Below are 22,407 nucleotides of genomic sequence, written 5' to 3'. Positions count from 1 at the left end.
CCCGCGCGGCCGCCGTCCGCGCGGCGTCAGGGCAGCAGCCAGGCGGCGACGCCGGACTGGAGCAGCACCAGCAGGCAGACCGCCAGCAGGAGCAGCAGGCTCCAGGCCACGACCTTGCGGAAGAGGACGGCCTCCTTGCCGAACAGCCCGACGGCGGTCGCCGCGATCGTCAGGTTCTGCGGGCTGATCATCTTGCCGACCACACCGCCGGAGGTGTTCGCGGCGACCAGCAGCGTCGGATCCAGGCCCGCGCGGTCGGCCGCGGTCTGCTGAAGCGTGGCGAACAGGGCGTTGGCCGAGGTGTCCGAGCCCGTGACGGCCGTGCCCAGCCAGCCCAGGAGCGGGGAGAGGAACGCGAAGGCGGCGCCGGCCCCCGCGATCCAGGTGCCGATGGTGATCGTCTGGCCGGAGAGGTTCATCACGTACGCCAGAGCCAGCACCGACCCCACCGTGAGCAGCGCCCAGCGCAGCGTCACCACCGTCCGCACGAACTCGCGCACCGCGTCCCGGGCCGGTACCCGGTGCACGGCGGCCACCAGCACCCCGCACAGCACGAGCAGCGAGCCGGGCGAGGAGAGCCAGGGGAGGACGTAGACGGTGGCCGAGGACTGTTCCCCGGAGGCCGTCAGCACCTCCCCGTCCAGCCCCGGCCACGGCACCCGCACATCGCTGTCCGCGAGGAACGTCTCGGCGGGGTCCCACAGCTTGGCGACGGAGAAGACCGCGATGACGACGAGGTAGGGCAGGAAGGCGAGCCCGATCCGGGCCCGGGACAGCTCCCCGTCGGGCCGTTCCGCCGTGCCGGGCCGTTCCGCCGTGCCCGGCGGCTGCTCGCCGCCCGCCTCGCGGTGCTCGCGGGCGGCCGCCGACCGCAGGTCCTCCCGGACCCGCGCGCCCTCGGCCGGACGCCAGAAGCGGAGGAAGCCGACCACGGCCCCGAGCGCCACCAGCGCGGCGACGATGTCCGTCAGCTCCACCGAGAGGTAGTTGGAGCTGACGAACTGCGCCACGGCGAACGCGCCTCCGCACACCAGGGCGGCGGGCCAGGTCTGCCGCACGCCCCGCACCCCGTCCACCAGCGCCACCAGCAGCAGCGGCACGAACAGCGCCAGCAGCGGTGTCTGGCGGCCCACATAGGCCCCGATCTCGGCGGGGTCGATGCCGGTGAGGGAACCCGCGGTGATGATCGGCGTCCCGATCGCGCCGAACGCCACCGGCGCGGTGTTGGCCACCAGCACCGTGACGGCGGCCCGCACCGGCGAGAAGCCCAGCGCCATCAGCATCACCCCGGTGATCGCCACCGGGGCGCCGAACCCGGCCAGCGCCTCCAGCAGCGCGCCGAAGCAGAACGCGATGATGAGCGCCTGGATCCGCGGATCGTCACTGACCAGGTTGAAGGCGCGGCGCAGATCCGCGAACCGGCCGCTGGTGACGGTGAGCTGGTGCACCCACAGGGCGGCCAGCACGATCCACATGATCGGGAACAGCCCGAAGGCGGCACCCTGGGTGCCCGCGAGCAGCGCCAGCTGCACCGGCATGCCGTAGGCCCACACGGCCACCACCAGCGACACGCCCAGCGCGGCCGGCCCCGACCAGTGGGCCTTCAGCCGCAGGCCGCCCAGCAGGGCGAACAGGATGAGCAGGGGCAGTGCTCCCACCAGTGCGGACAGCGCGAGGCTGTCGGCCACGGGGGAGAGATCGGGCCGATACATCTCTCACCTTCGCCCTCGCACGCATGCGTTCCGAAACCGCGGACCAACCGTGTCGAACTGATCGTTCCGCAAGGTTGGTTCCGGAACAGTCCACTGTCCAGAGGTCCGGCATGATGAACACATGCCCCGACGCAAACCCGCCCGTCCAGCACACCGCCCGGCCGCCACCGACCGCCCGGGTCCCGGCCGCCCCGCGCCCGCCGCCTGCCCCTGCGGGGCGGCCCGCTACGACGAGTGCTGCGGCCGCTTCCACCACGACGAGGCGGTCCCCGCCACCGCGGAGGAGCTGATGCGCTCCCGCTACGCCGCCTTCGCGCTGGCGGACACCGGCTACCTGCTGCGCACCTGGCACCCGGACACCCGTCCCGCACACCTGGACCTGTCCGGCGCACCGCGCTGGACAGGTCTGGAGATCCTCGCCACCTCCGGCGGCAGCGCCTTCCACCGCGAGGGGACGGTCACCTTCAGCGCCCACCACCGCGGGGCCGACGGCGCCCCCGGAACCCAGCAGGAGCGCAGCCGGTTCGTGCGGCTGGACGGCGCCTGGCGCTATCTGGACGGCGCCGTGGACTGAATCCGGACCATGCCGCGGGACCGGGCACCCGCCCCGCGGGCCGGGCACCGCGGACGGCCTCGGACCGACGGGAACGGAACCGCACCCGCCCACCGCTCCTCGCCCCGGACCGGTTCCAGGCCCGGCGTCCCGCAGCGGAACGCCGGCGCCCGCTCGACATCCGCCACCCTGAACACGAGGCGGTCGCCATCCCCGACGCGCCGGGAAAGCCTCCGGCAGCTCAGTGCGGTGCGTCCGCGGAGTCCTCCAGGACCCGGAACTCCACTCCGGCGCGCATCAGCCGCGCGGTCAGCGCCTCGCCCATCGCGACCGCGGTCGTCACCTGGCCCGAGGCGGGCGGCAGATCGTCGTGGGCGAGGCAGAGCGCCGCCTCCGCGAACATCTTGGCCGTCTCGTCGTAGCCGGGGTCGCCACCCGCGACCTCGGTGACCACCCGGCGCCCACCGCCCCGGCCCAGGAAGCGCACCGAGAACCAGCTCCGTGCCCGGCGGCGCTCGTCCGGCCCCTCACCCGAGGCCAGCCGGGAGGTCAGGAACCGGCGCAGCGGCGGCAGCTGCGCCGCGGCGAACAGGCCGCCCGCGCCCGCGATCCCGCCCAGCGCGACCGGCAGCCGCCGGACACCCGCGTAGTGGCGGTAGGTGAACGCCGGGCCGTACCGCTCCAGCGCGGCCGCCGAACGCCCCACGATCTGCCCGTCGATGGTCGGCAGCGGCACGGCCCACAGCCCCAGCTCGTCCTCGTGCCGTACCCGCCCCGTGGGCGTCCGGACCGAGCGGTCCGCCGGGCGCGGATCGGCGGCCCGGCGGGCCTTGGCGGTCCGGGCCATCCGGTCGGCGCGGGAGAAGGACAGCAGCGCGCTGGCGAACGTGCCGCCGGAGACGGCCGCGTTGGAACGCACGAAGCCGTCGACGCTCAGCGGTACCCCCTCCGGCAGCTGCTGCACGGTGAAGCGGGCGCCCAGGTCGTGCGGTACCGAGTCGAACCCGCAGGCGTGCACGAGGCGGGCGCCGGTCCGGCGCGCCCGGGAGTGGTGCCGCAGATACACCAGGTCCACGAACTCCGGCTCGCCGGAGAGGTCGAGGTAGTCCGTCCCGGCCTCGGCGCACGCGGCCACCAGGCGGATGCCGTACCGCAGATAGGGCCCGACCGTGCTCGCCACCACCCGGGAGCGCGCCGCGAGGCCGGCCGCCGCGCGCGGATCGTCGGCGTCCGCGGTGATCAGCGGCACCTCGGCCGCGCCCGGGTACGCGGCGGCCAGCCGCTCGCGCAGCTCCTTCAGCTTCTGCTCGCTGCGCCCGGCCAGCGCCCAGCGGCAGCTTCCGGGCGCGTTGGCCGCCAGGTACCGCGCGGTCAGCTCGCCGACGAAGCCGGTCGCCCCGAACAGGACGATGTCGAACTCACGTGTCCGGCGCTCCGGCGCGGCGGTCTGCTCCGCCGCGGCTCCGGTCTCTTCAGCGTCCACAGCAACCTCTCCGGGCCCGCGAGCCCTTACCGACGGGTAGTGCTGATGCCGCCCTCATTTCAGCAGACGCGACAGCCGCCGGTCCGCGAGGGGCTTGCCGCCCGTCTGGCAGGTGGGGCAGTACTCCAGCGCGGAGTCGCTGAAGGAGACCGAGCGCACCGTGTCCCCGCACACCGGGCACGGCTCGCCCGCGCGGCCGTGCACCCGCAACCCGAGCCGCTTGCCCGCCTTCAGTTCGGCGGCCGACAGTCCGCGGGCCCGCTCGACGGCGGTGGTGAGGACCTCCCGCAGCGCTGTGTGCAGCGAGCCGACCTCCTCCGCGGAGAGATCGGCGGCGAGCCGGAACGGCGACATCTTCGCCGCGTGCAGGATCTCGTCGGAATAGGCGTTCCCGATGCCGGAGACCACCGACTGGTCCCGCAGCAGGCCCTTGACGCGGTGCCGCTGCCCGGCGAGCAGAGCGGCGAGCGCCGCGCGGTCGAAGGCGGGGGAGAGCGGATCGGGCCCCAGCCGTGCGACCCCCGGCACCTGGTCCGGGTCCCGCACCAGGTACACGGCGAGCCGCTTGTGGGTCCCCGCCTCGGTCAGGTCGAAGCCCTCGGCCGGCTCGCCCGCCAGCGCCACCCGCAGCGCGAGCGGACCCTTGCCCGGGCGGGGCGGAGCGGCGGGCAGCGCGTCCTGCCACCGCAGCCACCCGGCCCTGGCGAGATGGACGACCAGGTGCAGGTCCTCGCCGTCCGGCGGGCGGTCCTCCCCGTGCGTCCCGCCCAGTGCCAGGTCGAGGAACTTGCCGTGCCGGACGACCCCGGTGAAGGCCCGGCCCTCCAGTGCGTCCAGCGGCGGATCGTAGGTCTTGAGCACGCTGATCGCGACCGGCAGCACGCGCCGGACGGTGCGTCCGGTCAGCCGCTCGGCCAGGAAGTCCCGCAGCGCCTCGACTTCGGGCAGCTCCGGCATGGTTCCTCCTCTCCGGGGGCGGCGTGACGGGCCGGGCGGGGACCGCCGGCGACTCAGGCCAGTTCGGCCTCATGGGTGATCGGAGTGGCTTGCAGTGCCTGGCTGACGGGACAGTTCCGGGCGGCATCCGCCGCCGCGGCGGCGAACGTGGCCTGATCGATGCCGGGCACCTCGCCCCGCACGGTCAGATGGATGCCCGTGATGCCGGTGCCCGGCTGGAAGTCGACGGCGGCCTTCGTGGTCAGCGTGGTGGGCGGGGTGCCCGCGCTGTTGAGGCCGTTGGAGAGCGCCATCGAGAAGCAGCTGGAGTGCGCGGCGGCGATGAGCTCCTCGGGGCTGGTCCTGCCGCCGGGCTCCTCCGCGCGCGACGCCCAGGAGACCGGGTACTGGCCGACACCGGAGGAGTCGAGGCTGACGGTGCCCGATCCCTCGGTGAGGTTCCCGGTCCAGACGGTGTGAGCGGTACGTGTGGTGGCCATGGTGCTCTCTCTCCGTAACGTTTCGCCGTGCGCAGGGCGGGATGCCGCGACCGCGGAGCGGCCCGTGCGGCGTACCCGCGGGCAAGTGTCGCAGTACCCGATCGTGCGCCTTTGTCACGCGCGCCGCACTCCAGGACGCGCCGGGCGCGGGGATTGCCGGGGCGCGTGCGGCGACTGCCGGCAGGAGGCCGGCCTGCGCGGGGTACGGTGTGACGCTCAGCGGGTATCGAAGAGTAATCAGCCTCGTGCGCAGAGTGAAAAGAGAGTGGGTGGCGCACAGTTATGATCAAAGGGATCGATGTCGCCTCGTACCAGCCCGAGGACTACAGCACCCGGGGAATCGAGTTCGTCTTCGTCAAGCTCACCGAGGGGACGTCCTACACCAACCCCAAGTGGGTCGAGCAACGCCGCACCGGTCGGGACGCCGGACTGGTCACCGGCTTCTACCACTTCGTCAGGCCGGGCAGCATGAAAGCCCAGGCCGACTACTTCCTCTCGAAGATCGACCTGGTCGCCGGCGACATGCTGGCGCTCGACTGGGAGGACTCCGCGGTCGGCAACGACGAGAAGGACGAGTGGATCAAGTACGTGCAGGACAAGGCGTCCGGCCACAAGGTCCTGCTGTACTGCAACGTCGACTTCTGGCTGAACCGCGACAAGACCTCGTTCGCGGGCGACGGGCTGTGGATCGCGCACTACAACGGCAAGCCGGGCGCACCCGGTGTCAAACACCGCTGGCGCTTCCACCAGTACACCAGCGACCCGGTCGACACCAACCTCGGCGAGTTCGACAGCCGGGACGCGCTGCGCGCCTGGGCGGGCGGCACGAAGGGCACGCCGGACGAGCAGTGAGCTACCCGCGCGGCGGGCACGGCCCCGGGCCGAGGGTCCCACCCGGTGGCCGGGAGGGATACGCTCCCGTGCATGTCGGAAGCCAATTCCCCCTCCTCCGCAGCCCACGTCCGCACCGAAGACCGAGCCCCCGCCGACGACCCCGATCGCGCCGACGGGCGCGACCCCGCGGATGCCGATCCCGGGTCCGCACCCGGCGGTCCGGAAGGCGCGGCGCGGCGGGAGGGGCAACCGGAGGCCCGCGAGTCCGGAGAGCCGGAGGGAGCCACGGTGGAACGGCCGGCGCTGACGCCGCGTCAGGCGCGACGCATACGTATAGCCCTCTCGGCTGTCGTCATGCTCGCGGTGGCCGTCGCACTCGTGGTCCGGCTGCGTTCGGCGCCCTCGGTGCTCACCGTCGGCTTCTACGGCCTGGCGCTGATCCTCTCCGGCACCGCCATCGTGCTCAGCCGCCGGGGCCGCACCCGGGTGGCCACGGCGGTTCTCGGACTCGGCTTCGTCCTCGTCGTGTTCGGCGAGTGGCTGCTCGGCGCCTCCGGCAGCCCCTGACCCGCCCTCCGGCCCGCTGCCGCGCGCGTCCCGGGCGGCACGCACGGCGGCGGACGGTACGGCGGGGCGGTGCAGCGCCGGTGCCGCCGCGGACGTCGGAACGGCCGTGCCGCCGATCTCGGCGCCGCCCCGGGGCGGCTCCTCGGCAGCCCCGCGGCCGGCTTCAGGACAGCCACGCTGCCGGGTCACCGCCCACCTGGCCGGTCAACCGGCCCCAGTCGCGGGGGCTGCGCGCGGCGTCGAGCGCGTCCGCCCCGTCCCCGGAGCCGCTCGGCGCGGGACCCGCGGAGTCCGCCGGACCGAAGCCGACCGGGGAGAGCGCGTAGCGCAACCGCCCCAGCGCACTGTCCCCCGTCGTCAGCCAGGGCGTGTCGTCGGGCACCGGACGCTCGGCACCGGACGCCTCGCGCGCCCCTCCGCCCGGGTCCGCGGGCAGGTCGTGCAGCAGCCAGTGTGCGGTACGGGCGAGGGAGAGCCGTACCAGCCGGGACCCGGCGGCGCCGGTGCGCTGCTCGGTGAGGGCCCGGAGCAGCCCCGCGGCCAGCAGGTAGCCGCTGCCGTGATCGAGCGCCTGGGTGGGCAGCGCGCCGGGTGCCAGGTCCGCCGACCCGGTCCCCGCGTCCGTCCGGCCGGCGGCCCCCGCCGCCTCCAGGAAGCCGATGCCGGTCGCGGCCTGCACCAGGCTGTCGAAGCCACGCCTGCGCTGCCACGGCCCGGCTGTGCCCCACGCACTGAGCTGGCCCACCACGAGGCCCGGCCGACGGTCCATCAGGGACTCGGGGGCCAGCCCGAACCGGTCCAACGCACCCGGCCGGTACCCGGTCACCACCACATGCGCCGATGCCAGCAACTCCTCGAAGACGCCCTGCCCGGCCCGGCTGGAGAGGTCGAGCAGCGTCGAGCGCTTGCCCAGGTCGGTGTCCGCATGGGTGTCCAGGAACTCCGGCCGTTCCGGCGCGTCGATCCGCAGCACATCCGCACCGAGCAGTGCGAGTGTGCGGGTCGCGACCGGGCCGGCCAGCACGCGGGTGAGGTCCAGCACGCGCAGGCCGCGCAGTCCTCCCGGGCCCGGCGGCCCCTCCAGCGGCAGCGTCGGTGCCCCGTCCAGCCTGCTGAGGGCGACCAGCGGAGCGGGGGCGACCGCCGCGCGCTGCGGATGGGCCGCCCACTCCTCGGGGGTGCGGGCGGCGACGGCCACGCCTCCCTCGCCGTACACCGCCTCCTCCACGTCCCGGGCCTGACGTCCCGCCAGCTCGGTGGCGATCCGGCCCGCCGCCGCCTCGTCCTCCGCCGGGCCGTGGTCCGGCATGCCCAGCGCCGACAGCAGCCGGGCGCGGTGGTGCGGGTAGTTGGCGTGGGTGCGCACCCAGCCGTCCGCGGTGCGCCAGAAGCGGGACAGCGGCGCGAAAGTGACCGGCGCCCGCCCGTCGATCCGCACCAGCCGGTCGCTCCGGAAGGCGGTGGCCACGGCGCCGTCGTCCACCCGGACGGGGGGCAGCAGCGCGCTGCGGGCGCGTACGCACGAGAACTCGGCCGCCGCCAGCGAGCAGGCCGTCACCGCGGCGGAGGCGAGTTCCTGCACGGGCAGCGCGGACGGCAGCAGGCCCGGGCGGTGTTCGCGGGTGGCGCGGGCCAGCAGCGCCGGATCCCCGCCGAGCGCGGCCCAGGCCTGTGCCGCACCCGACTGGGGGACGGCGCGCCCGGCGGCGGCCGAGCCCTCGGGTCCCCGGGGGGTGTCCTCGGCGGCGGTGTTCGCCGCCGGCTCGGTGGAACGGGCAGCGCCGCCGGACGTGCCGTCGCGCTCGAACTCGCCCGGTACGAACTCGGTGCCGAACTTCGCCGTGCCGACGGAGTCACGGGCGGCCACATCCCGATCCTCTGGTGGCCTACCAGCCGCAGAAAACTGATCCATAACGAACATTTTGGCACTCAGGGGCGCGAGAGCGGGTGACGGCAGGGCGGTGGTGGGTTCAGGTTACGGCGGCTGATATTCCGATGGTCGGACCGGACGGAGGGGGCGGGCTGGTCGAACCGGGAGTCCTGCGCGGGCATATGCCTCCGTTCCCGGGCACCCGGGCGGCCCGACCGGAGGGGGCGCGCGGAAGGCGGTCGACCGGCGCCGGCCGAACAGCACCGGATCAGAGACGGGTGGGATGACGCGGATACGGTCTGTGCTGCCGGTGGGGGCAGTCGGGTGAGCGACTGTGAGCGGCGGCCCGGCGGCCCGGCGGCGAGCCGGATGACGGGATCGCCCCGGAGCCGGCCCCCGCGGCCGCGGGACGGACGGCAAGGCTCGGCTGGTCAGCGGCACCGCGCTGGTTCAGCACCCCCATGGCGAGCTTCCCCGTCGGTGTGCGCGGCAGCCGGGGCGACCGAGCGCCCCTCGGCAAGGTGGCGTCAGGTGCACCGTGCCGTACGGGGTAGGAGGCGTGCCGTCGTGTTCCGGGAGTTGGAGCATCGCTGGTGCTCCAGAAGCGGAGCACCATCCGGGGCCCCGCTCGCGGCTGCCCCGGACGCACTCGGAGAGGCAGACCCTCATGAACCCACCGAGCATCTCCACTGCCGTGCCCGGCACCGTCCTCCCGCCCCACCCGGCGTCAGCGGTTCCGGCGCCCGCACCCGTCCGGCGAGCCTTCGCGCTGTGGATGATCGCGGTGACGGCCGGGGCATTCGAGACGGTGCTCGCCGTCGGCGGGATGGCCGCCGACGGTTCGGGTTCGGCAGGCGAGATCGGGGTGGGTCTGACCATCCGGCTGACCGTCTTCACCCTCGCAGGGTGGTGCGCCGGATGCATGCGCCGCGGACACGGCTGGGCCCGCCTCGCCCTCGCTCTCGGTCTGGGCATCGGAGGAACGGCGTCGATGGTGACCGAGCCCCTCCGACGCCTCGCCGACGGAGCGTCGGTCGGAGCTCTGCTCTCCGACATCGGCGCCCTGGACCTCGCCTTCGCCGTGAGCCGCACCCTTCATGTACTGGCAGTTCTCACCGCGGTGATCCTGATGTTCCTCCCGGCGGCGAACGCGTACTTCACCTCTGCCCGTAGGAGTCGTACCTCCGCCGACCTCTGCACGGAGCGGTAGGCGAAACGGCTGTGCAGACCGCCCGCCGGGCCCTCGGGCCCTGGGGCGTCCGGTCCCGTCGGTCATCGCCTGGACCGATCGGACCAGGTCATCCCCTCGTCAGTCATCCGGATCCGGCTCCGCCACCACTGTGCGCAGCCCCCGCTCCTCGAACTCGCGGCGCGCGGGGTCCGGGATCCCGCTGTCGGTGAGGAAGGTGTGGAAGAGGCCCGGGCCGCCGATCCTGGCGAAGCAGCGCACGCCGACCTTCGAGGAGTCGGTGACCACCACGGCCCGCTCCGCGCGGCGGGCCATCAGGCCGTTGATGCGCCCCTCCGACTCGTCGTGCACGGTGGCCCCCTCCGCGGGGTCCATGCCGTTTGCGCCGATGAAGGCGATGTCGACCCGGAGTTCGTCCAGTACCAGTTCGCTGTAGGGGCCGGTCAGCTCGAAGGTGCGGGAGTGCGCCACACCCCCCGTCAGGACCGTCTTGATCTGCGGCCGCACTGCCAGTTCATAGGCGATGTTCAGCGCGTTCGTGACGATCGTCAGGTGCTGCTGCGGGCCCGACTCGGCCAGGTCGGGGCGGGTGGCAAGGGCGCGGGCGATCTCCGTGGTCGTCGTACCGCCGCTCAGCCCGACGACATCGCCGCGCTCCACCATCGCGGCGGCGGCCCGGGCCAGCGACTGCTTCGTCCCCACATGGTGTCCGCGCTTGTAGCGGATCGGCAGGTCGTAGGTGACCGCACTGAGCACCGCGCCGCCCCTGGTGCGGGTGAGCAACTGCTGCTCGGCCAGAGCGTCCATGTCGCGCCGCATCGTCGCCGCGGAGACCTCCAGCGTGCTGGCGGCCTCCTCGACCTCCATGCTGCCGCGCTCGCCCAGCAGTTCGAGCAGCGCGTTCATCCGCTCATGGCGCTTCACCTGACGTCTTCTCCTTCATCCGCCCCATGTCGCCGAGTACGTGCAGAAGCCGTGCCGCCTCGCTCCGGACCGCCTCCCGCGCCGGGGCCACGTACTTGCGCGAGTCGATGAGCGCGGGGTCGGCCTCCAGTACCTTACGCACGCGCCCGGTGAAGACCGAGACGAGATGCGTCGATATATTGATCTTGGTCATCCCCGCGCCGATGGCCGCCCGCAGCTCTTCGTCGGGAACCCCCGAGGAGCCGTGCAGCACCAGCGGCACCGCCAGCTTCTCCCTGAGACGGCCGATCAATTCCAGATCCAGCTTCGCGGTGCGTTCCCGCATGGCATGGGACGAGCCCACCGCGACCGCCAGTGCGTCCACTCCGGTGGCCGCGACGAACGCCAGCGCCTCGTCGGGGTCGGTTCGCACTCCCGGCGCGTGCACCCCGTCCTTGCCGCCCACCTCGCCCAGCTCCGCCTCGACGAAGACACCCCGCTCGTGGCACCAGGAGGTCAGTCGCGCGGTCGTCGCCACGTTCTGGGTGTACGGCAGGGTGGAGGCGTCGATCATCACCGAGCCGACCCCGGCCTCGACGCCCTGGCGGATCAGGTCCGCGTCGGTGATGTGGTCCAGATGCACCGAGACTTCGGTCCGTGCCGCCTCGGCGAGCGCGAGAGCGGCACGGGTGATCGGCAGCAGGCTGCCGTGGTAGCGCACACAGTTCTCACTGATCTGCAGGATGAGCGGCGAGCCGGTCTCGTCGGCAGCCGCCACCAGCGCTTCGGCGGTCTCCAGGTGGATGACGTTGAACGCGGCCGCACCGGTATCCGCCGCCCGGGCGGCGGCGAGGATCGAGGCGGTGGGGACGAGAGGCATCGGGGACTCCTGGTACGGGTGGAGCGGGCTGGGGGATTCGTCGGACGGTGACCCGCGCGGGCCGGGTGCGGCCGGTGTGCGGTACGGCTGTGCGGCGGGAGCGGAACGCGTCCGCCCCGGCTGGGAGCGGGCCGGCGCGGAGGCCGGGGCGGCACGGGCGTCGAAGACGCGGAGCGGCGGGTGCCGGAGGCCGTCTGCCGTACGGTCACCGGGGCCGCCGCGCCGATCAGCCCTCCAGCATCACCGAGCGGGTCAGGCTGCGCGGGTTGTCCGGGTCGAGGCCCCGCACCCGGGCCCGTTCCAGCGCGACGCGGTGGACGAGGACCAGGTCCGCGAGCGGATCCCGGCCGTGGCACACGAAGCGGGCACCCGTGGCGCGTACTTCGCTCTCCAGCCCTTCCGGCGCCCGGCCGAAGTGCCAGGTGATCCGTCCGGGCGCGGCGATGGCTATCGGCCCGTGCCGGTATTCCATGGCGGGATAGGACTCCGTCCAGCTCTGCGACGCCTCCCGCATCTTGAGGGCCGCCTCGTTGGCCAGCCCGAAGGTCCAGCCCCGGCCGAGGAAGGTGAACTGCTCGGCATCCAGCCACTCCTGCTCCACCGGGCAGTCGAGTGCCTCCTCGGCGTCGGCGACGGGTCCCGCCAGGTCCTCGCCCAGATGAGCCCGCAGCAGGGTCAGCGCCGAGGTGGCGAAACGGGTCTGCACCACGGACCTCTCATCCGCGAACGGCAGCGCGACCGTCTCGTCCGACAGCGCCGTCGCCGGGGTGTCCGGGTCGCCCAGCACCGTCACGGTGGGGATCCGGCCGCGCACCGCGTCCAGCACGCGCAGCACTTCCGTCGTGGTGCCGGAGCGGGTGAGCGCGACCACCGCGTCATACCCCCGGGCCGCGCCGAGGAAGGCCTCGGAGGCGGCGAAGGCGTCCGTCACCCCCAGGCCGGCCGCCTCGCGCAGCGAAGCGTAGGACTGCGCCATGAACCACGAGGTTCCGCAGCCGATCACCGCGACCGGCGGCCGCAGCCGGAAGGGGGGTGTCACCGGCACCGATCTTCGCCGCTGCCCGCCAGGTCTCCGGCTGGCTGCGCAGTTCCTGCTCCATGTATGCCGACTCGCCCATGTGCGGGGCCCCCTCCTGGCCCGGATCCCTCCCGGCCGATGCGTGAAGCTGCGTGAAACCTCTGACTTTTCTGCAACTTTACGCAGCGTCCCCTCGGCTGTCCATCCCACCGCCGGGTGACGGGCGAGCCCTCCGCCGGAGGCGGAGACCGGGATCCGGGTGTCTCCGCCGAGGCCGGAGGGTGACGGCGCGGGGCAGCGGACGCAGAGTGCCGGAGCCCGGTCCGGTTCCCCGCCGGTCATCCCGTGCCGCACCTCCGCGTCTCCACCTGGAAGCAGCCGAACTCGACCGCGCGGACGTGCACCGCCGCCACGAGGGGGTCTGCGTAGAGCTGCGCCAGTCCCTCCTCCACGGTCGGCGTTCCCTCCCGGGTGCGGTCGAGCAGCAGGCCGCCGAGGATGCTGCCCTGCGCCGAGTAGGCCCGCAGCGTGCGCCGTTCGCCGCGCATGGCCTCCGGGAAGCCGCCGTCCGGGGTGCCCGTCCAGCCGCCGCAGTCGTGCGGATGGATGAAGACCGGCCCGACCTCGTCGTACGCGCCCGGGTCGGCGTTCGTCTCACGTGCCCAGCGGCGCAGCGGCGCGTAGGAGACGAGGGCGAGGGTCTCGCCCGGCCCGCTCCGCTCCAGGCAGCAGCGCAGCGGGCTGCCGCCCTCCTCGTCCACCACCGTGCGCGGCGGAGCGCCCGCGTCGTCGCGTGTGCGCAGTTCCTGCAGCGTTCCGGGCGGGATCGCCCGGACCTCGTATCCCGTGCCGGCTGTCCGGCGGCCCGTCCGCGTGCGGTCTGTTCCGGTGTCCATGTGTCCAGGCTGCGTTCGCGTGCCCGCGGCTGCTGGCGGGATTCGGCCGTGGCGCTCGGCCCGCGCGCCGCGCGACGGGCCCCGGAGCCGCGAGCCCGCCGGCCGAGGCTCCCGGCTGAGGCGAGGCTGCCGGACACGGGAGTGCCGAGCGGCGGTCCGGTGCCCCGGCTCCAGGCGGCCGAGTGGCCCGGCGGGGCTTGTGGATTGCCGTTGGTGTCCATAGCATCATCGGTGTTACATCAGTTGTGTCACAGTGCTGGGGGCCCGATGGCAGCAGCGGAGGAACGCGAGCGGGCCGCTGGCCGGGGCCCGCTGGCCGGAGTGCGGGTGGTCGAGCTCGCCGGGATCGGGCCGGGGCCGTTCGCCGCCATGACACTGGCCGACCTCGGGGCCGACGTGGTCCGCGTGGACCGGCCGGGCGGCGGTGCCCTCGGGGTCGCACCCGAGTACGACGTCACCAACCGCAACAAGCGCTCCGTGCTGCTGGACCTCAAACAGCAGGCCGGAGCCGGCGCGGCGCTCTCCCTGATCGAACGCGCCGACGTGCTCGTGGAGGGGTTCCGGCCCGGCGTCGCCGAACGCCTCGGCGTCGGCCCCGATGTCTGCCTGGCCCGCAACCCCCGGCTGGTCTACGGCCGGATGACCGGCTGGGGCCAGGACGGACCGCTGGCCGCGCGGGCCGGGCACGATCTCGGCTACATCGCCGTCACCGGAGCCCTCGGGATGACCGGGCCGGCCGAGGGGCCGCCGGTCGCCCCCGCCAACCTGCTGGGCGACTACGCGGGCGGCTCCCTCTACCTCGTCGTCGGTGTCCTGGCCGCGCTGCACCACGCGCGCGGACCGCAGGGCGCCGGGCAGGTGGTGGACGCCGCGATCGTGGACGGAACGAGCCACCTCACGGCCATGATCCAGGGCCTGCTCGCCGCGGGCGGCTGGCAGGACCGCCGCGCCGCGAACCTGCTGGACGGCGGCTGCCCCTTCTACGGCACCTACGCCACCGCCGACGGCGGCTTCATGGCCGTCGGAGCGCTGGAGCCCGCGTTCTACGCGGAGTTCACCCGCCTCCTCGGAATCGCCGAGGAGGCACCGCCCCGCGAGGACCTCGCCGCGTGGGACGAGCTGCGGGAGCTGATCGCCGCCCGGTTCGCCTCCCGCACCCGGGCGGAGTGGACGGAGGTCTTCGAGGCCAGCGACGCCTGTGTGGCCCCGGTGCTCTCGCTGACCGAGGCGCCGTCCCATCCGCACCTGGCCGCACGCGGCACCTATCTGGAGCACTCCGGCATCACCCAGCCCGCGCCCGCCCCCCGGTTCTCCGCGACACCCACCCGGGTCGCCTCCGCGCCGGCCCGGCCCGGTGCGCACACCGCGCAGGTGGCCCGCGACTGGGGTGTCCCGGCCCTGACCGCACCCGCAGCGGCGGGTGGAGGAGACGCATGAAGCAGCAGCAGATGCAGCGGCAGATCTTCACCGCGGACCACGAAGCGTTCCGGCAGACGGTACGCACCTTCCTGGCCAAGGAGGTGACGCCGCACTACGCGCGGTGGGAGCAGGACGGCGTCGTCTCCAGGGACGTGTGGCGCGCCGCCGGCCGGCAGGGGCTGCTCGGACTCGCGGTGCCCGAGGAGTACGGCGGCGGGGGAGAGCCGGACTTCCGCTACGCCGCGGTACTCGCCGAGGAGTTCACCCGTGCGGGCGCGCCCGGGCTCGCGGTCGGTCTGCACAACGACATCGTCGGCCCCTACCTCGCCGAGCTGGCGACCCCGGAGCAGAAGCGCCGCTGGCTGCCCGGTTTCTGCTCGGGCGAGACCATCACCGCCATCGCCATGACCGAGCCCGGCGCGGGCTCCGATCTGCAGGGCATCCGCACCACGGCCCAGGACCGGGGCGACCACTGGCTGCTGAACGGCTCGAAGACCTTCATCTCCAACGGCATCCTCGCCGACCTGGTCGTCGTCGTGGCCCGGACCACGCCCGAGGGCGGCGCGCACGGGCTGAGCCTGCTCGTCGTCGAGCGCGGTGCCGAGGGCTTCGAGCGCGGCCGCAACCTGGACAAGATCGGCCAGAAGGCGCAGGACACCGCCGAGCTGTTCTTCACCGATGTGCGCGTCCCCAAGGAGAACCTGCTCGGGGAGCTCAACGGCGCCTTCCTGCACCTGATGACCAATCTGGCGCAGGAGCGGATGGCCATCGCCGTCGCGGGCATCGCCGCCGCGGAGCATCTGCTGGAGCTGACCACCGCGTACGTCAAGGAGCGCACCGCGTTCGGCCGGCCGCTGGCCAAGCTGCAGCACATCCGCTTCGAGATCGCCGAGCTGGCCACCGAGTGCGCCGTCACCCGGGCCTTCCTGGACCGCTGCATCGAGGACCACGCCGCGGGCCGGCTGGACGCGGTGCACGCCTCCATGGCGAAGTGGTGGGCCACCGAGCTGCAGAAGCGCGCAGCCGACCGCTGTCTGCAACTCCACGGCGGTTACGGGTACATGACCGAGTATCCGGTCGCCAAGGCCTTCACCGACGGCCGCATCCAGACCATCTACGGCGGGACCACCGAGATCATGAAGGAGATCATCGGGCGGTCGCTGCTGAACTGACATCCGCGCCGGACCCGCCCGGCCGCCTCCGCGCGGCTCCCCTCCGCCCCCGTACGAAAGGCACCCCTCGTGAGCTCAGAAGCGTTCGTGTACGAGGCAATCCGCACCCCGCGCGGCCGCGGCAAGGCCGACGGCGCCCTGCACGGCACCAAGCCCGTCGACCTGGTGGTCGGCCTGATCGACGAGCTGCGCCGCCGCATGCCCGACCTGGACCCGCAGGCGGTCGACGACATCGTGCTCGGCGTCGTCAGCCCGGTCGGCGACCAGGGCTCGGACATCGCGAAGATCGCCGCCATCGCCGCGGGGCTGCCCGACACCGTCGCCGGCGTCCAGGAGAACCGCTTCTGCGCCTCCGGCCTGGAAGCGGTCAACATGGCCGCCGCCAAGGTCCGCTCCGGCTGGGAGGACCTCGTCCTGGCGGGCGGGGTGGAGTCCATGTCCCGGGTGAAGATGGGCTCGGACGGCGGCGCCTGGTTCAACGACCCGCTGACCAGCTTCGAGACCGGTTTCGTGCCCCAGGGCATCGGCGCCGACCTGATCGCCACTCTGGAGGGGTTCAGCCGCCGGGACGTGGACGAGTACGCCGCCCGCTCCCAGGAACTGGCCGCGCACGCCTGGAAGGACGGCCGGTTCGCGCGCTCGGTGGTACCGGTACGGGACCGCAACGGACTCACCGTCCTCGACCACGACGAGCACATCCGTCCCGGCACCACCGCCGACACCCTCGCGGGCCTCAAGCCGTCGTTCGCGACCATCGGGGAGATGGGCGGGTTCGACGCCGTGGCGCTGCAGAAGTACCACGCGGTGGAGCGGATCGACCACGTACATCACGCGGGCAACTCCTCCGGCATGGTGGACGGTTCGGCCCTGGTCGCGGTCGGCGGCCAGGAGGTCGGGGAGCGGTTCGGGCTGCGCCCCCGGGCGCGGATCGTCTCGGCCGCCGTCTCCGGAGCCGACCCCACCATCATGCTCACCGGGCCCGCCCCCGCGTGCCGCAAGGCCCTGGCCAAAGCCGGGCTGACGGTGGAGGACATCGCCGTCGCCGAGATGAACGAGGCGTTCGCCGCTGTGGTGCTGCGGTTCGCCAAGGACATGGGGTTCCCGCTGGAGAAGGTGAACGTCAACGGCGGCGCCATCGCCATGGGGCACCCGCTGGGGGCCACCGGCGCGATGCTGCTCGGGACGTGCATCGACGAACTGGAGCGCACGGATCAGCGCTACGGGCTGGTGACGCTGTGCGTGGGAGGCGGAATGGGGGTCGCCACCGTGGTCGAACGGCTGTAGCCGCGGCCGCCGACCCGTCCGCCCGATCCGTTCCCCCTCGCCGACGCCGGGGGCCGCACCGCTCGCTCAGGGAGTCCGAACCATGCCCGAACCCACCTCCACCACCATCCGCTGGGACCAGGACAGCACCGGAATCGTCACACTGACCTTCGACGACCCGGACCAGTCCGCGAACACCATGAACGCGGCCTTCCAGACGTCCCTCACCGCGGTCGCCGACCGGCTCGAGGCCGAACGAGACAGCGTGCGCGGCGTCATCATGACCTCCGCCAAGAAGACCTTCTTCGCCGGCGGCGACCTGCGGCTGCTCATCCGGGCGCGGCCCGAGGACGCCCAGGAGGTCTTCGACAACGGCATGCGCATCAAGCGCGACCTGCGCCGTATCGAGACCCTGGGCCTCCCGGTGGTGGCCGCGCTCAACGGCGCGGCGCTCGGCGGCGGTCTGGAGATCGCGCTCGCCTGCCACCACCGCGTCGCCCTCGACGCCCGCGGCTCGAAGATCGGCTGCCCGGAGGCCACACTGGGGCTGCTCCCGGCGGGCGGCGGCGTCACCCGTGCGGTGCGGCTGCTGGGCATCACCGACGCGCTGCTGAACGTGCTCCTCCAGGGCCAGCAGTACCGTCCGGCCAAGGCCAAGGAGGTCGGTCTGGTCCACGAGGTCGTCGGGACGCCGGAGGAGATGCTGGCCGCCGCCCGCGCCTTCATCGAGGCCAACCCCGCCGCGCAGCAGCCCTGGGACGTCAAGGGGTACCGGATCCCCGGTGGGACGCCCGCGCATCCGAAGTTCGCGGAGAACCTGCCGGCCTTCCCCGCCAACCTCAAGAAGCAGACTGGCGGGGCGCCCTATCCGGCCCAGCGCAACATCCTCGCGGCCGCCGTCGAGGGCGCCCAGGTGGACTTCGAGACCGCGCAGGTCATCGAGGCGCGCTACTTCGTGGAGCTGGCCTGCGGGCAGATCTCCACCAACATGATCCAGGCGTTCTTCTTCGACCTCCAGGCCGTCAACGCGGGCCGCAGCAGGCCCCAGGGGATCGCCGGGCGCGAGGCCGCCAGGGTGGCCGTGCTGGGCGCGGGGATGATGGGCGCCGGAATCGCGTACTCGTGTGCCAGGGCGGGCATCGAGGTCGTGCTCAAGGACGTCACCCCGGAGGCGGCCGAGAAGGGCAAGGCGTACTCGGCGGGACTGCTGGAGAAGGCGCTCTCCCGCGGGAAGACCACCGAGGCCGACCGCGACGCGCTGCTGGCGCGGATCACCCCCACCGCCGATCCGCAGGCGGTGGCGGGCTGCGACGTCGTGATCGAGGCGGTCTTCGAGGACCCCGCGCTCAAGCACAAGGTGTTCCAGGAGATCGAGCACCTCGTCGCCCCGGACGCGCTGCTGTGCTCCAACACCTCCACGCTGCCGATCACCTCGCTCGCCGAAGGCGTCGAGCGCCGCGCGGACTTCATCGGGCTGCACTTCTTCTCCCCGGTGGACAAGATGCCGCTGGTCGAGATCATCAAGGGGCGCGAGACCGGCGACGAGGCGCTGGCCCGCGCGTTCGACCTCGTACGGCGGATCCGCAAGACCCCGATCGTGGTCAACGACTCGCGCGGCTTCTTCACCTCGCGCGTCATCGGCCACTTCATCAACGAGGGCGTCGCCCTGCTGGCCGAGGGCGTCGACCCGGCCACCGTGGAGCAGGCCGCAGCGCAGGCCGGCTACCCGGCCAAGGTGCTCTCCCTGATGGACGAACTCACCCTCACCCTGCCCCGCCGGATCCGGGACGAGACCCGGCAGGCGCTGCGGGCCGAGGGCGGGGAACTGCCCGTCCACCCGGCCGACGCCGTACTCGACCGGATGGTCGAGGAGTTCGGCCGCACCGGCCGCAGCGGCGGTGCGGGCTTCTACGACTACGACGAGAACGGCAAGCGGGCCGGGCTGTGGCCGGGGCTGCGGGAGCACTTCGCCGTCGAGGGCGATCCAGGGATCCCGTTCGAGGACATGAAGGAGCGGATGCTCTTCTCCGAGGCGCTGGACACCGTGCGGCTGTTCGAGGAGGGCGTGCTCACCACGGTCGCCGACGCCAACATCGGATCCATCATGGGCATCGGCTTCCCCGCCTGGACGGGCGGAGTGATCCAGTACATCAACGGATACGAGGGCGGACCGGCCGGCTTCGTGGCCCGCGCCGGGGAGTTGGGCGAGCGCTACGGCGAGCGGTTCGCGGTCCCCACGCTGCTGGCGGAGAAGGCCGCACGGGGCGAGACCTTCACGGACTGACCGGCGCACGGCCGCCCCGGCTGTCCGGCCGCCCGGGCAGCCGGGCGGCTCCGGCCGCCCGCCGGATTCACTCGGGTGCCGGGCCGGTGGCCGTGCGCGGGGGGCTCTCCAGCGGGAAGACCTCCCGCAACTCCTCCTTCATGGACCGCTGGAATGCCGTCACCAGGGCCTGCACCACCATCGGCTGCATGTGCGCGGAGAGCGACTTCATCCGCTCCAGCCGTTCGGGGTCCGGCTCCAGCTCCCGATAGGGGTCCCACACCTCCTGTTTGAAGAGCCGGCTCAGCTCCCGTGCGGCGGAGCGGGCGTGCTCCAGCATCACCGAACGCGCGGCCAGGATCGCCTCCTGCGACATCGGGACGTCCAGCAGCCGCACCCCGAGCTGCACGAGCGCGGGATCGACGCGGAAGACGTCCGGGTCGTCCGTACGGGCCAGCACGCTCATCGCCGCGAGGCGTTCGAGGTCGTCGTCGGTCAGCTCCCGGCCGACCCGGCCCTCCAGCTGGGAACGCGTCGTCTCGTCCACCGTGTCCGGCAGCCAGGAGGCCACGACCGCGCGGTGGATGGCCAGATCGTGGGCGCTGATGTCATCGGGGAGCCGCTGCAGATAGCGTTCGATGGCCGCCAGGGTCATGCCCTGGTGCTGCAGCTCCTCGATGAGCGCCAGCCGGGAGAGGTGCTCGGGGCCGTAGCGGCCCACCCGGCGGGGGCCGATGGTGGGCGGCGGCAGCAGGCCGCGGGTGCTGTAGAAACGGAGCGTGCGCACCGTCACGCCCGCCCGCGCCGCGAGCTGGTCGACGGTGAGCTGGTCGAGGGGCTCGTCGGCCGTCCCGTTCTGCCGCTCCATCTGCCGCGCCCCTCTCACCGCGGCACCGCCGCGGGTGCCGTGCGTACCCATCGTGTTCAACAGTATTGCTGTCTCACCATTTATGTGAAACCTCGGCGGGCCGGACGGTCCGCTCCGGCGGCACCGTCGACGCGGCCCGGGCGCCGCGCTAGGCTCGCGGCAGGACGGCGGGGCATACCGCCTGCCGGTGGCGCGCGGGCCCCCGGCGGCCGCGGTCGGCACCACTCATCGGCCACCTCACCTCCGGAGGCGCCATGACGACGATCCTGCGACTCCCCGGCGACGCGTCCGAACTGACCGTCCCCGACCTGTTATTGCGCAACGAGCGCGACCACGGGGGCCTCCCGGCGCTCTCCTGGGACACCGGCGAGGGCGGCCGCACCACGCTCAGCTGGTCCCAGGTCCGCCACCGCGTCGCCGAGACGGCCGCCGGACTCGGCGCGCTGGGCGTCGCCCCCGGCGAGCACGTCCTGCTGATGATGGGCAACCGTCCCGAGCACTGGCTCACCGATCTGGCCCTGGTGCACCTGGGCGCGGTGCCCGTCTCCGTCTACGGCACCGCCTCTCCCGAGCAGCTCGCGCACATCGTCCGGCACTCCCGGGCCCGGCTGGCCGTCATCGGTGGAGCCGAGGAACGTACCCGCTGGGAACAGCTGCCGGACTGCGGGCAGCAGGGTTCCGGACGGCTCCGGCTCGTGGTGGCCGACACGGAGGCCGCGGGCCCGCACACCGCCTGGAGCACCCTGCCGCGGCGCCACGACTCCGCCGCCTTCGAACGGGCATGGCGCGGGGTGCGCCCCGAGGACCCGGTGACCGTCGTCTACACCTCCGGCACCACCGGCGACCCCAAGGGCGTGGTGATCAACCACCGGAACGTGATCCTCAACGGCCTCGCACTCGACGGGATCGCCGAACTGCCCGACCACGTCGAGCACATCTGCTACCTGCCCTTCGCGCACATCGCCGAGCGGATGCTCGGCATCTATCTGCCGGTGCTGCGCGCCGGGCACGTCCACCTGTGCCCCGACCCCGACCGGGTCGCCGCCCTGGTACGGGAACTGCGCCCGGCGCAGTTCTTCGGGGTGCCGCGGGTGTGGGAGAAGCTGGCCGCAGCCGTCCGCGCGGCGCTGGAGGCGCTGCCCGCGGAGCGGCGGGCCGCGGTGCGGGACGCCGCACGGGTGGCCCGCGCCCAGGTGCGCTGCCGCGAGCGGGGCCACGACCCCGACCCGCAGCTGGCGGCGGCCTACGAGAAGGCCCGGCACGAGGTCCTGCGGCCGCTGCTGGCGCCGGTGGGCTTCGACCGGCTGGTCTGGACCGCCAGCGCCTCCGCCCCGCTGCCGCCGGATCTGCAGGACTTCTGGGCGGGCCTGGGAGTGGTGATCATGGATGCCTGGGGGCTGACGGAGACCACCGGAGCGCTCACCCTCAACGGGCCCGCGGCCTTCCGCCTCGGCTCGGTGGGCCGCCCGCTCGGCGGCACGGAGGTCCGCACCGCCGAGGACGGCGAGATCCTGGTGCGCGGCAGCACTCTCTTCGCGGGCTATCTGCGCGCCGACGGTTCGGTGCGGTCCGATACCGACGCGGACGGCTGGTTCGCCACCGGGGACATCGGGCGCGTCGACGAGGACGGCTTCCTGTGGCTGACCGACCGCAAGAAGGAGATGATCGTCACCTCGACGGGCAAGAACGTCTCCCCGACCCTGGTGGAGAACGCGCTCAAGGAGCATCCGCTGGTGGGCCAGGCGCTGGTGCACGGGGACGGCCGCTCCTATCTGGTCGCCCTCCTGGTCCTCGACGCCCAGGAACTCCCGGCCTGGGCGGCCCGCACCGGTGTCGAGGTGCCACCGGGCCGGGCGGCCGCACTCCCCGCCGTGCGCGCCGAGGTCGACCGTGCCGTGGCCGCCGCCAACGCCCGGCTCAACCGCACCGAACAGGTCAAGCGCTACCACCTGCTGGAGCGGGAGTGGACCCCGCAGACGGGCGAGCTGACCCCCTCGCTCAAGCTGCGGCGGCAGGTGGTGCGCGACCGTTTCCGGCAGCTCATCGACGGACTCTACGAATGAGGCCCCCGGCGCGGGGAC

The 22,407-nt window shown here is 73.4% G+C and carries 18 protein-coding genes and 1 pseudogene; 9 read left to right on the top strand and 10 right to left on the bottom strand.

Going from position 1 to position 22,407, the window contains the following annotated elements; translation table 11 throughout:
• Positions 1–26: 26 nt before the first annotated feature.
• Positions 27–1,712 (bottom strand): L-lactate permease, encoded by a 1,686-nt coding sequence (locus A949_RS0120410; RefSeq protein ID WP_019357885.1) that lies wholly within the window; start codon positions 1,710–1,712, stop codon positions 27–29.
• 121 nt (positions 1,713–1,833) lie between these two features.
• Here A949_RS0120410 and A949_RS0120405 point away from each other — a divergent pair, with 121 nt between their 5' ends.
• Positions 1,834–2,286 carry a YchJ family protein gene (locus A949_RS0120405; RefSeq protein WP_019357884.1) on the top strand — a complete coding sequence of 151 codons (453 nt, stop codon included), beginning with the start codon at positions 1,834–1,836 and terminating at the stop codon, positions 2,284–2,286.
• Positions 2,287–2,506: 220 nt separating this feature from the next.
• Here the strand turns inward: A949_RS0120405 and A949_RS0120400 are convergent, their stop codons facing one another.
• The 3 genes from A949_RS0120400 to A949_RS0120390 are packed head-to-tail and all read right to left on the bottom strand — an operon-like array spanning position 2,507 to position 5,184.
• Positions 2,507–3,748 carry a saccharopine dehydrogenase family protein gene (locus A949_RS0120400; protein WP_019357883.1) on the bottom strand — a complete coding sequence of 414 codons (1,242 nt, stop codon included), beginning with the start codon at positions 3,746–3,748 and terminating at the stop codon, positions 2,507–2,509.
• Between the two features lie 54 nt (positions 3,749–3,802).
• Complete coding sequence (locus tag A949_RS0120395) at positions 3,803–4,705, bottom strand: Fpg/Nei family DNA glycosylase (RefSeq protein ID WP_019357882.1); 903 nt, start codon at positions 4,703–4,705, stop codon at positions 3,803–3,805.
• Positions 4,706–4,758: 53 nt separating this feature from the next.
• Positions 4,759–5,184, bottom strand: coding sequence for an OsmC family peroxiredoxin (locus A949_RS0120390; RefSeq protein ID WP_019357881.1), 426 nt, complete (start codon positions 5,182–5,184; stop codon positions 4,759–4,761).
• A gap of 282 nt (positions 5,185–5,466) precedes the next feature.
• On the opposite strand from A949_RS0120390, the gene A949_RS0120385 reads away from it, so the two are divergent.
• Positions 5,467–6,036 carry a glycoside hydrolase family 25 protein gene (locus A949_RS0120385; RefSeq protein WP_019357880.1) on the top strand — a complete coding sequence of 190 codons (570 nt, stop codon included), beginning with the start codon at positions 5,467–5,469 and terminating at the stop codon, positions 6,034–6,036.
• A 72-nt stretch (positions 6,037–6,108) separates the two neighbouring features.
• Complete coding sequence (locus tag A949_RS39210; RefSeq protein WP_019357879.1) at positions 6,109–6,585, top strand: hypothetical protein; 477 nt, start codon at positions 6,109–6,111, stop codon at positions 6,583–6,585.
• Between the two features lie 163 nt (positions 6,586–6,748).
• Here A949_RS39210 and A949_RS0120375 read toward each other — a convergent pair whose 3' ends face one another.
• Positions 6,749–8,452, bottom strand: coding sequence for a CoA transferase (locus tag A949_RS0120375; RefSeq protein ID WP_019357878.1), 1,704 nt, complete (start codon positions 8,450–8,452; stop codon positions 6,749–6,751).
• Positions 8,453–9,122: 670 nt separating this feature from the next.
• On the opposite strand from A949_RS0120375, the gene A949_RS34025 reads away from it, so the two are divergent.
• Positions 9,123–9,665: a hypothetical protein gene (locus tag A949_RS34025; RefSeq protein WP_019357877.1), complete on the top strand. Its 543-nt coding sequence runs from the start codon at positions 9,123–9,125 to the stop codon at positions 9,663–9,665.
• A gap of 99 nt (positions 9,666–9,764) precedes the next feature.
• Here the strand turns inward: A949_RS34025 and A949_RS0120365 are convergent, their stop codons facing one another.
• The 4 genes and pseudogenes from A949_RS0120365 to A949_RS0120350 all read right to left on the bottom strand — a co-directional run bounded on the left by A949_RS0120365 (position 9,765) and on the right by A949_RS0120350 (position 13,341).
• A complete protein-coding gene (locus A949_RS0120365) occupies positions 9,765–10,568 on the bottom strand; it encodes a DeoR/GlpR family DNA-binding transcription regulator (protein WP_026004866.1) in 804 nt (267 codons plus the stop codon).
• On the bottom strand, positions 10,555–11,427 hold the full coding sequence (locus A949_RS0120360) for a class II fructose-bisphosphate aldolase (protein ID WP_019357875.1): 873 nt from the start codon (positions 11,425–11,427) through the stop codon (positions 10,555–10,557). The genes A949_RS0120365 and A949_RS0120360 overlap by 14 nt, the downstream gene beginning before the upstream one ends.
• Before the next feature lie 226 nt (positions 11,428–11,653).
• Positions 11,654–12,545: pseudogene (locus tag A949_RS34020) on the bottom strand (SIS domain-containing protein).
• A gap of 238 nt (positions 12,546–12,783) precedes the next feature.
• Positions 12,784–13,341 carry a DUF1203 domain-containing protein gene (locus A949_RS0120350; protein ID WP_019357873.1) on the bottom strand — a complete coding sequence of 186 codons (558 nt, stop codon included), beginning with the start codon at positions 13,339–13,341 and terminating at the stop codon, positions 12,784–12,786.
• A 267-nt stretch (positions 13,342–13,608) separates the two neighbouring features.
• Here A949_RS0120350 and A949_RS0120345 point away from each other — a divergent pair, with 267 nt between their 5' ends.
• The 4 genes from A949_RS0120345 to A949_RS0120330 all read left to right on the top strand — a co-directional run bounded on the left by A949_RS0120345 (position 13,609) and on the right by A949_RS0120330 (position 19,479).
• Positions 13,609–14,778, top strand: a complete 1,170-nt coding sequence (locus A949_RS0120345; protein ID WP_037707036.1) for a CaiB/BaiF CoA transferase family protein — start codon at positions 13,609–13,611, stop codon at positions 14,776–14,778.
• A gap of 11 nt (positions 14,779–14,789) precedes the next feature.
• Positions 14,790–15,932 (top strand): acyl-CoA dehydrogenase family protein, encoded by a 1,143-nt coding sequence (locus tag A949_RS0120340; protein WP_026004864.1) that lies wholly within the window; start codon positions 14,790–14,792, stop codon positions 15,930–15,932.
• Between the two features lie 69 nt (positions 15,933–16,001).
• Positions 16,002–17,216 (top strand): acetyl-CoA C-acetyltransferase, encoded by a 1,215-nt coding sequence (locus A949_RS0120335; RefSeq protein ID WP_026004863.1) that lies wholly within the window; start codon positions 16,002–16,004, stop codon positions 17,214–17,216.
• An 82-nt stretch (positions 17,217–17,298) separates the two neighbouring features.
• Complete coding sequence (locus tag A949_RS0120330; RefSeq protein WP_019357869.1) at positions 17,299–19,479, top strand: 3-hydroxyacyl-CoA dehydrogenase NAD-binding domain-containing protein; 2,181 nt, start codon at positions 17,299–17,301, stop codon at positions 19,477–19,479.
• 67 nt (positions 19,480–19,546) lie between these two features.
• On the opposite strand, the gene A949_RS0120325 is transcribed toward A949_RS0120330, so the two are convergent.
• On the bottom strand, positions 19,547–20,377 hold the full coding sequence (locus A949_RS0120325; RefSeq protein WP_019357868.1) for a MerR family transcriptional regulator: 831 nt from the start codon (positions 20,375–20,377) through the stop codon (positions 19,547–19,549).
• 203 nt (positions 20,378–20,580) lie between these two features.
• Between A949_RS0120325 and A949_RS0120320 the strand changes: the two genes are divergently transcribed.
• Complete coding sequence (locus A949_RS0120320; RefSeq protein ID WP_019357867.1) at positions 20,581–22,389, top strand: AMP-dependent synthetase/ligase; 1,809 nt, start codon at positions 20,581–20,583, stop codon at positions 22,387–22,389.
• The last annotated feature ends 18 nt before the right edge of the window (positions 22,390–22,407 follow it).

Origin of the sequence: Streptomyces sp. AA1529, from assembly GCF_000280905.1 — a bacterium.
Classification (GTDB): domain Bacteria; phylum Actinomycetota; class Actinomycetes; order Streptomycetales; family Streptomycetaceae; genus Streptomyces.
The sequence above is the reverse complement of the archived record's forward strand: the minus strand, read 5'-3'. Positions and strand labels throughout refer to the sequence as shown.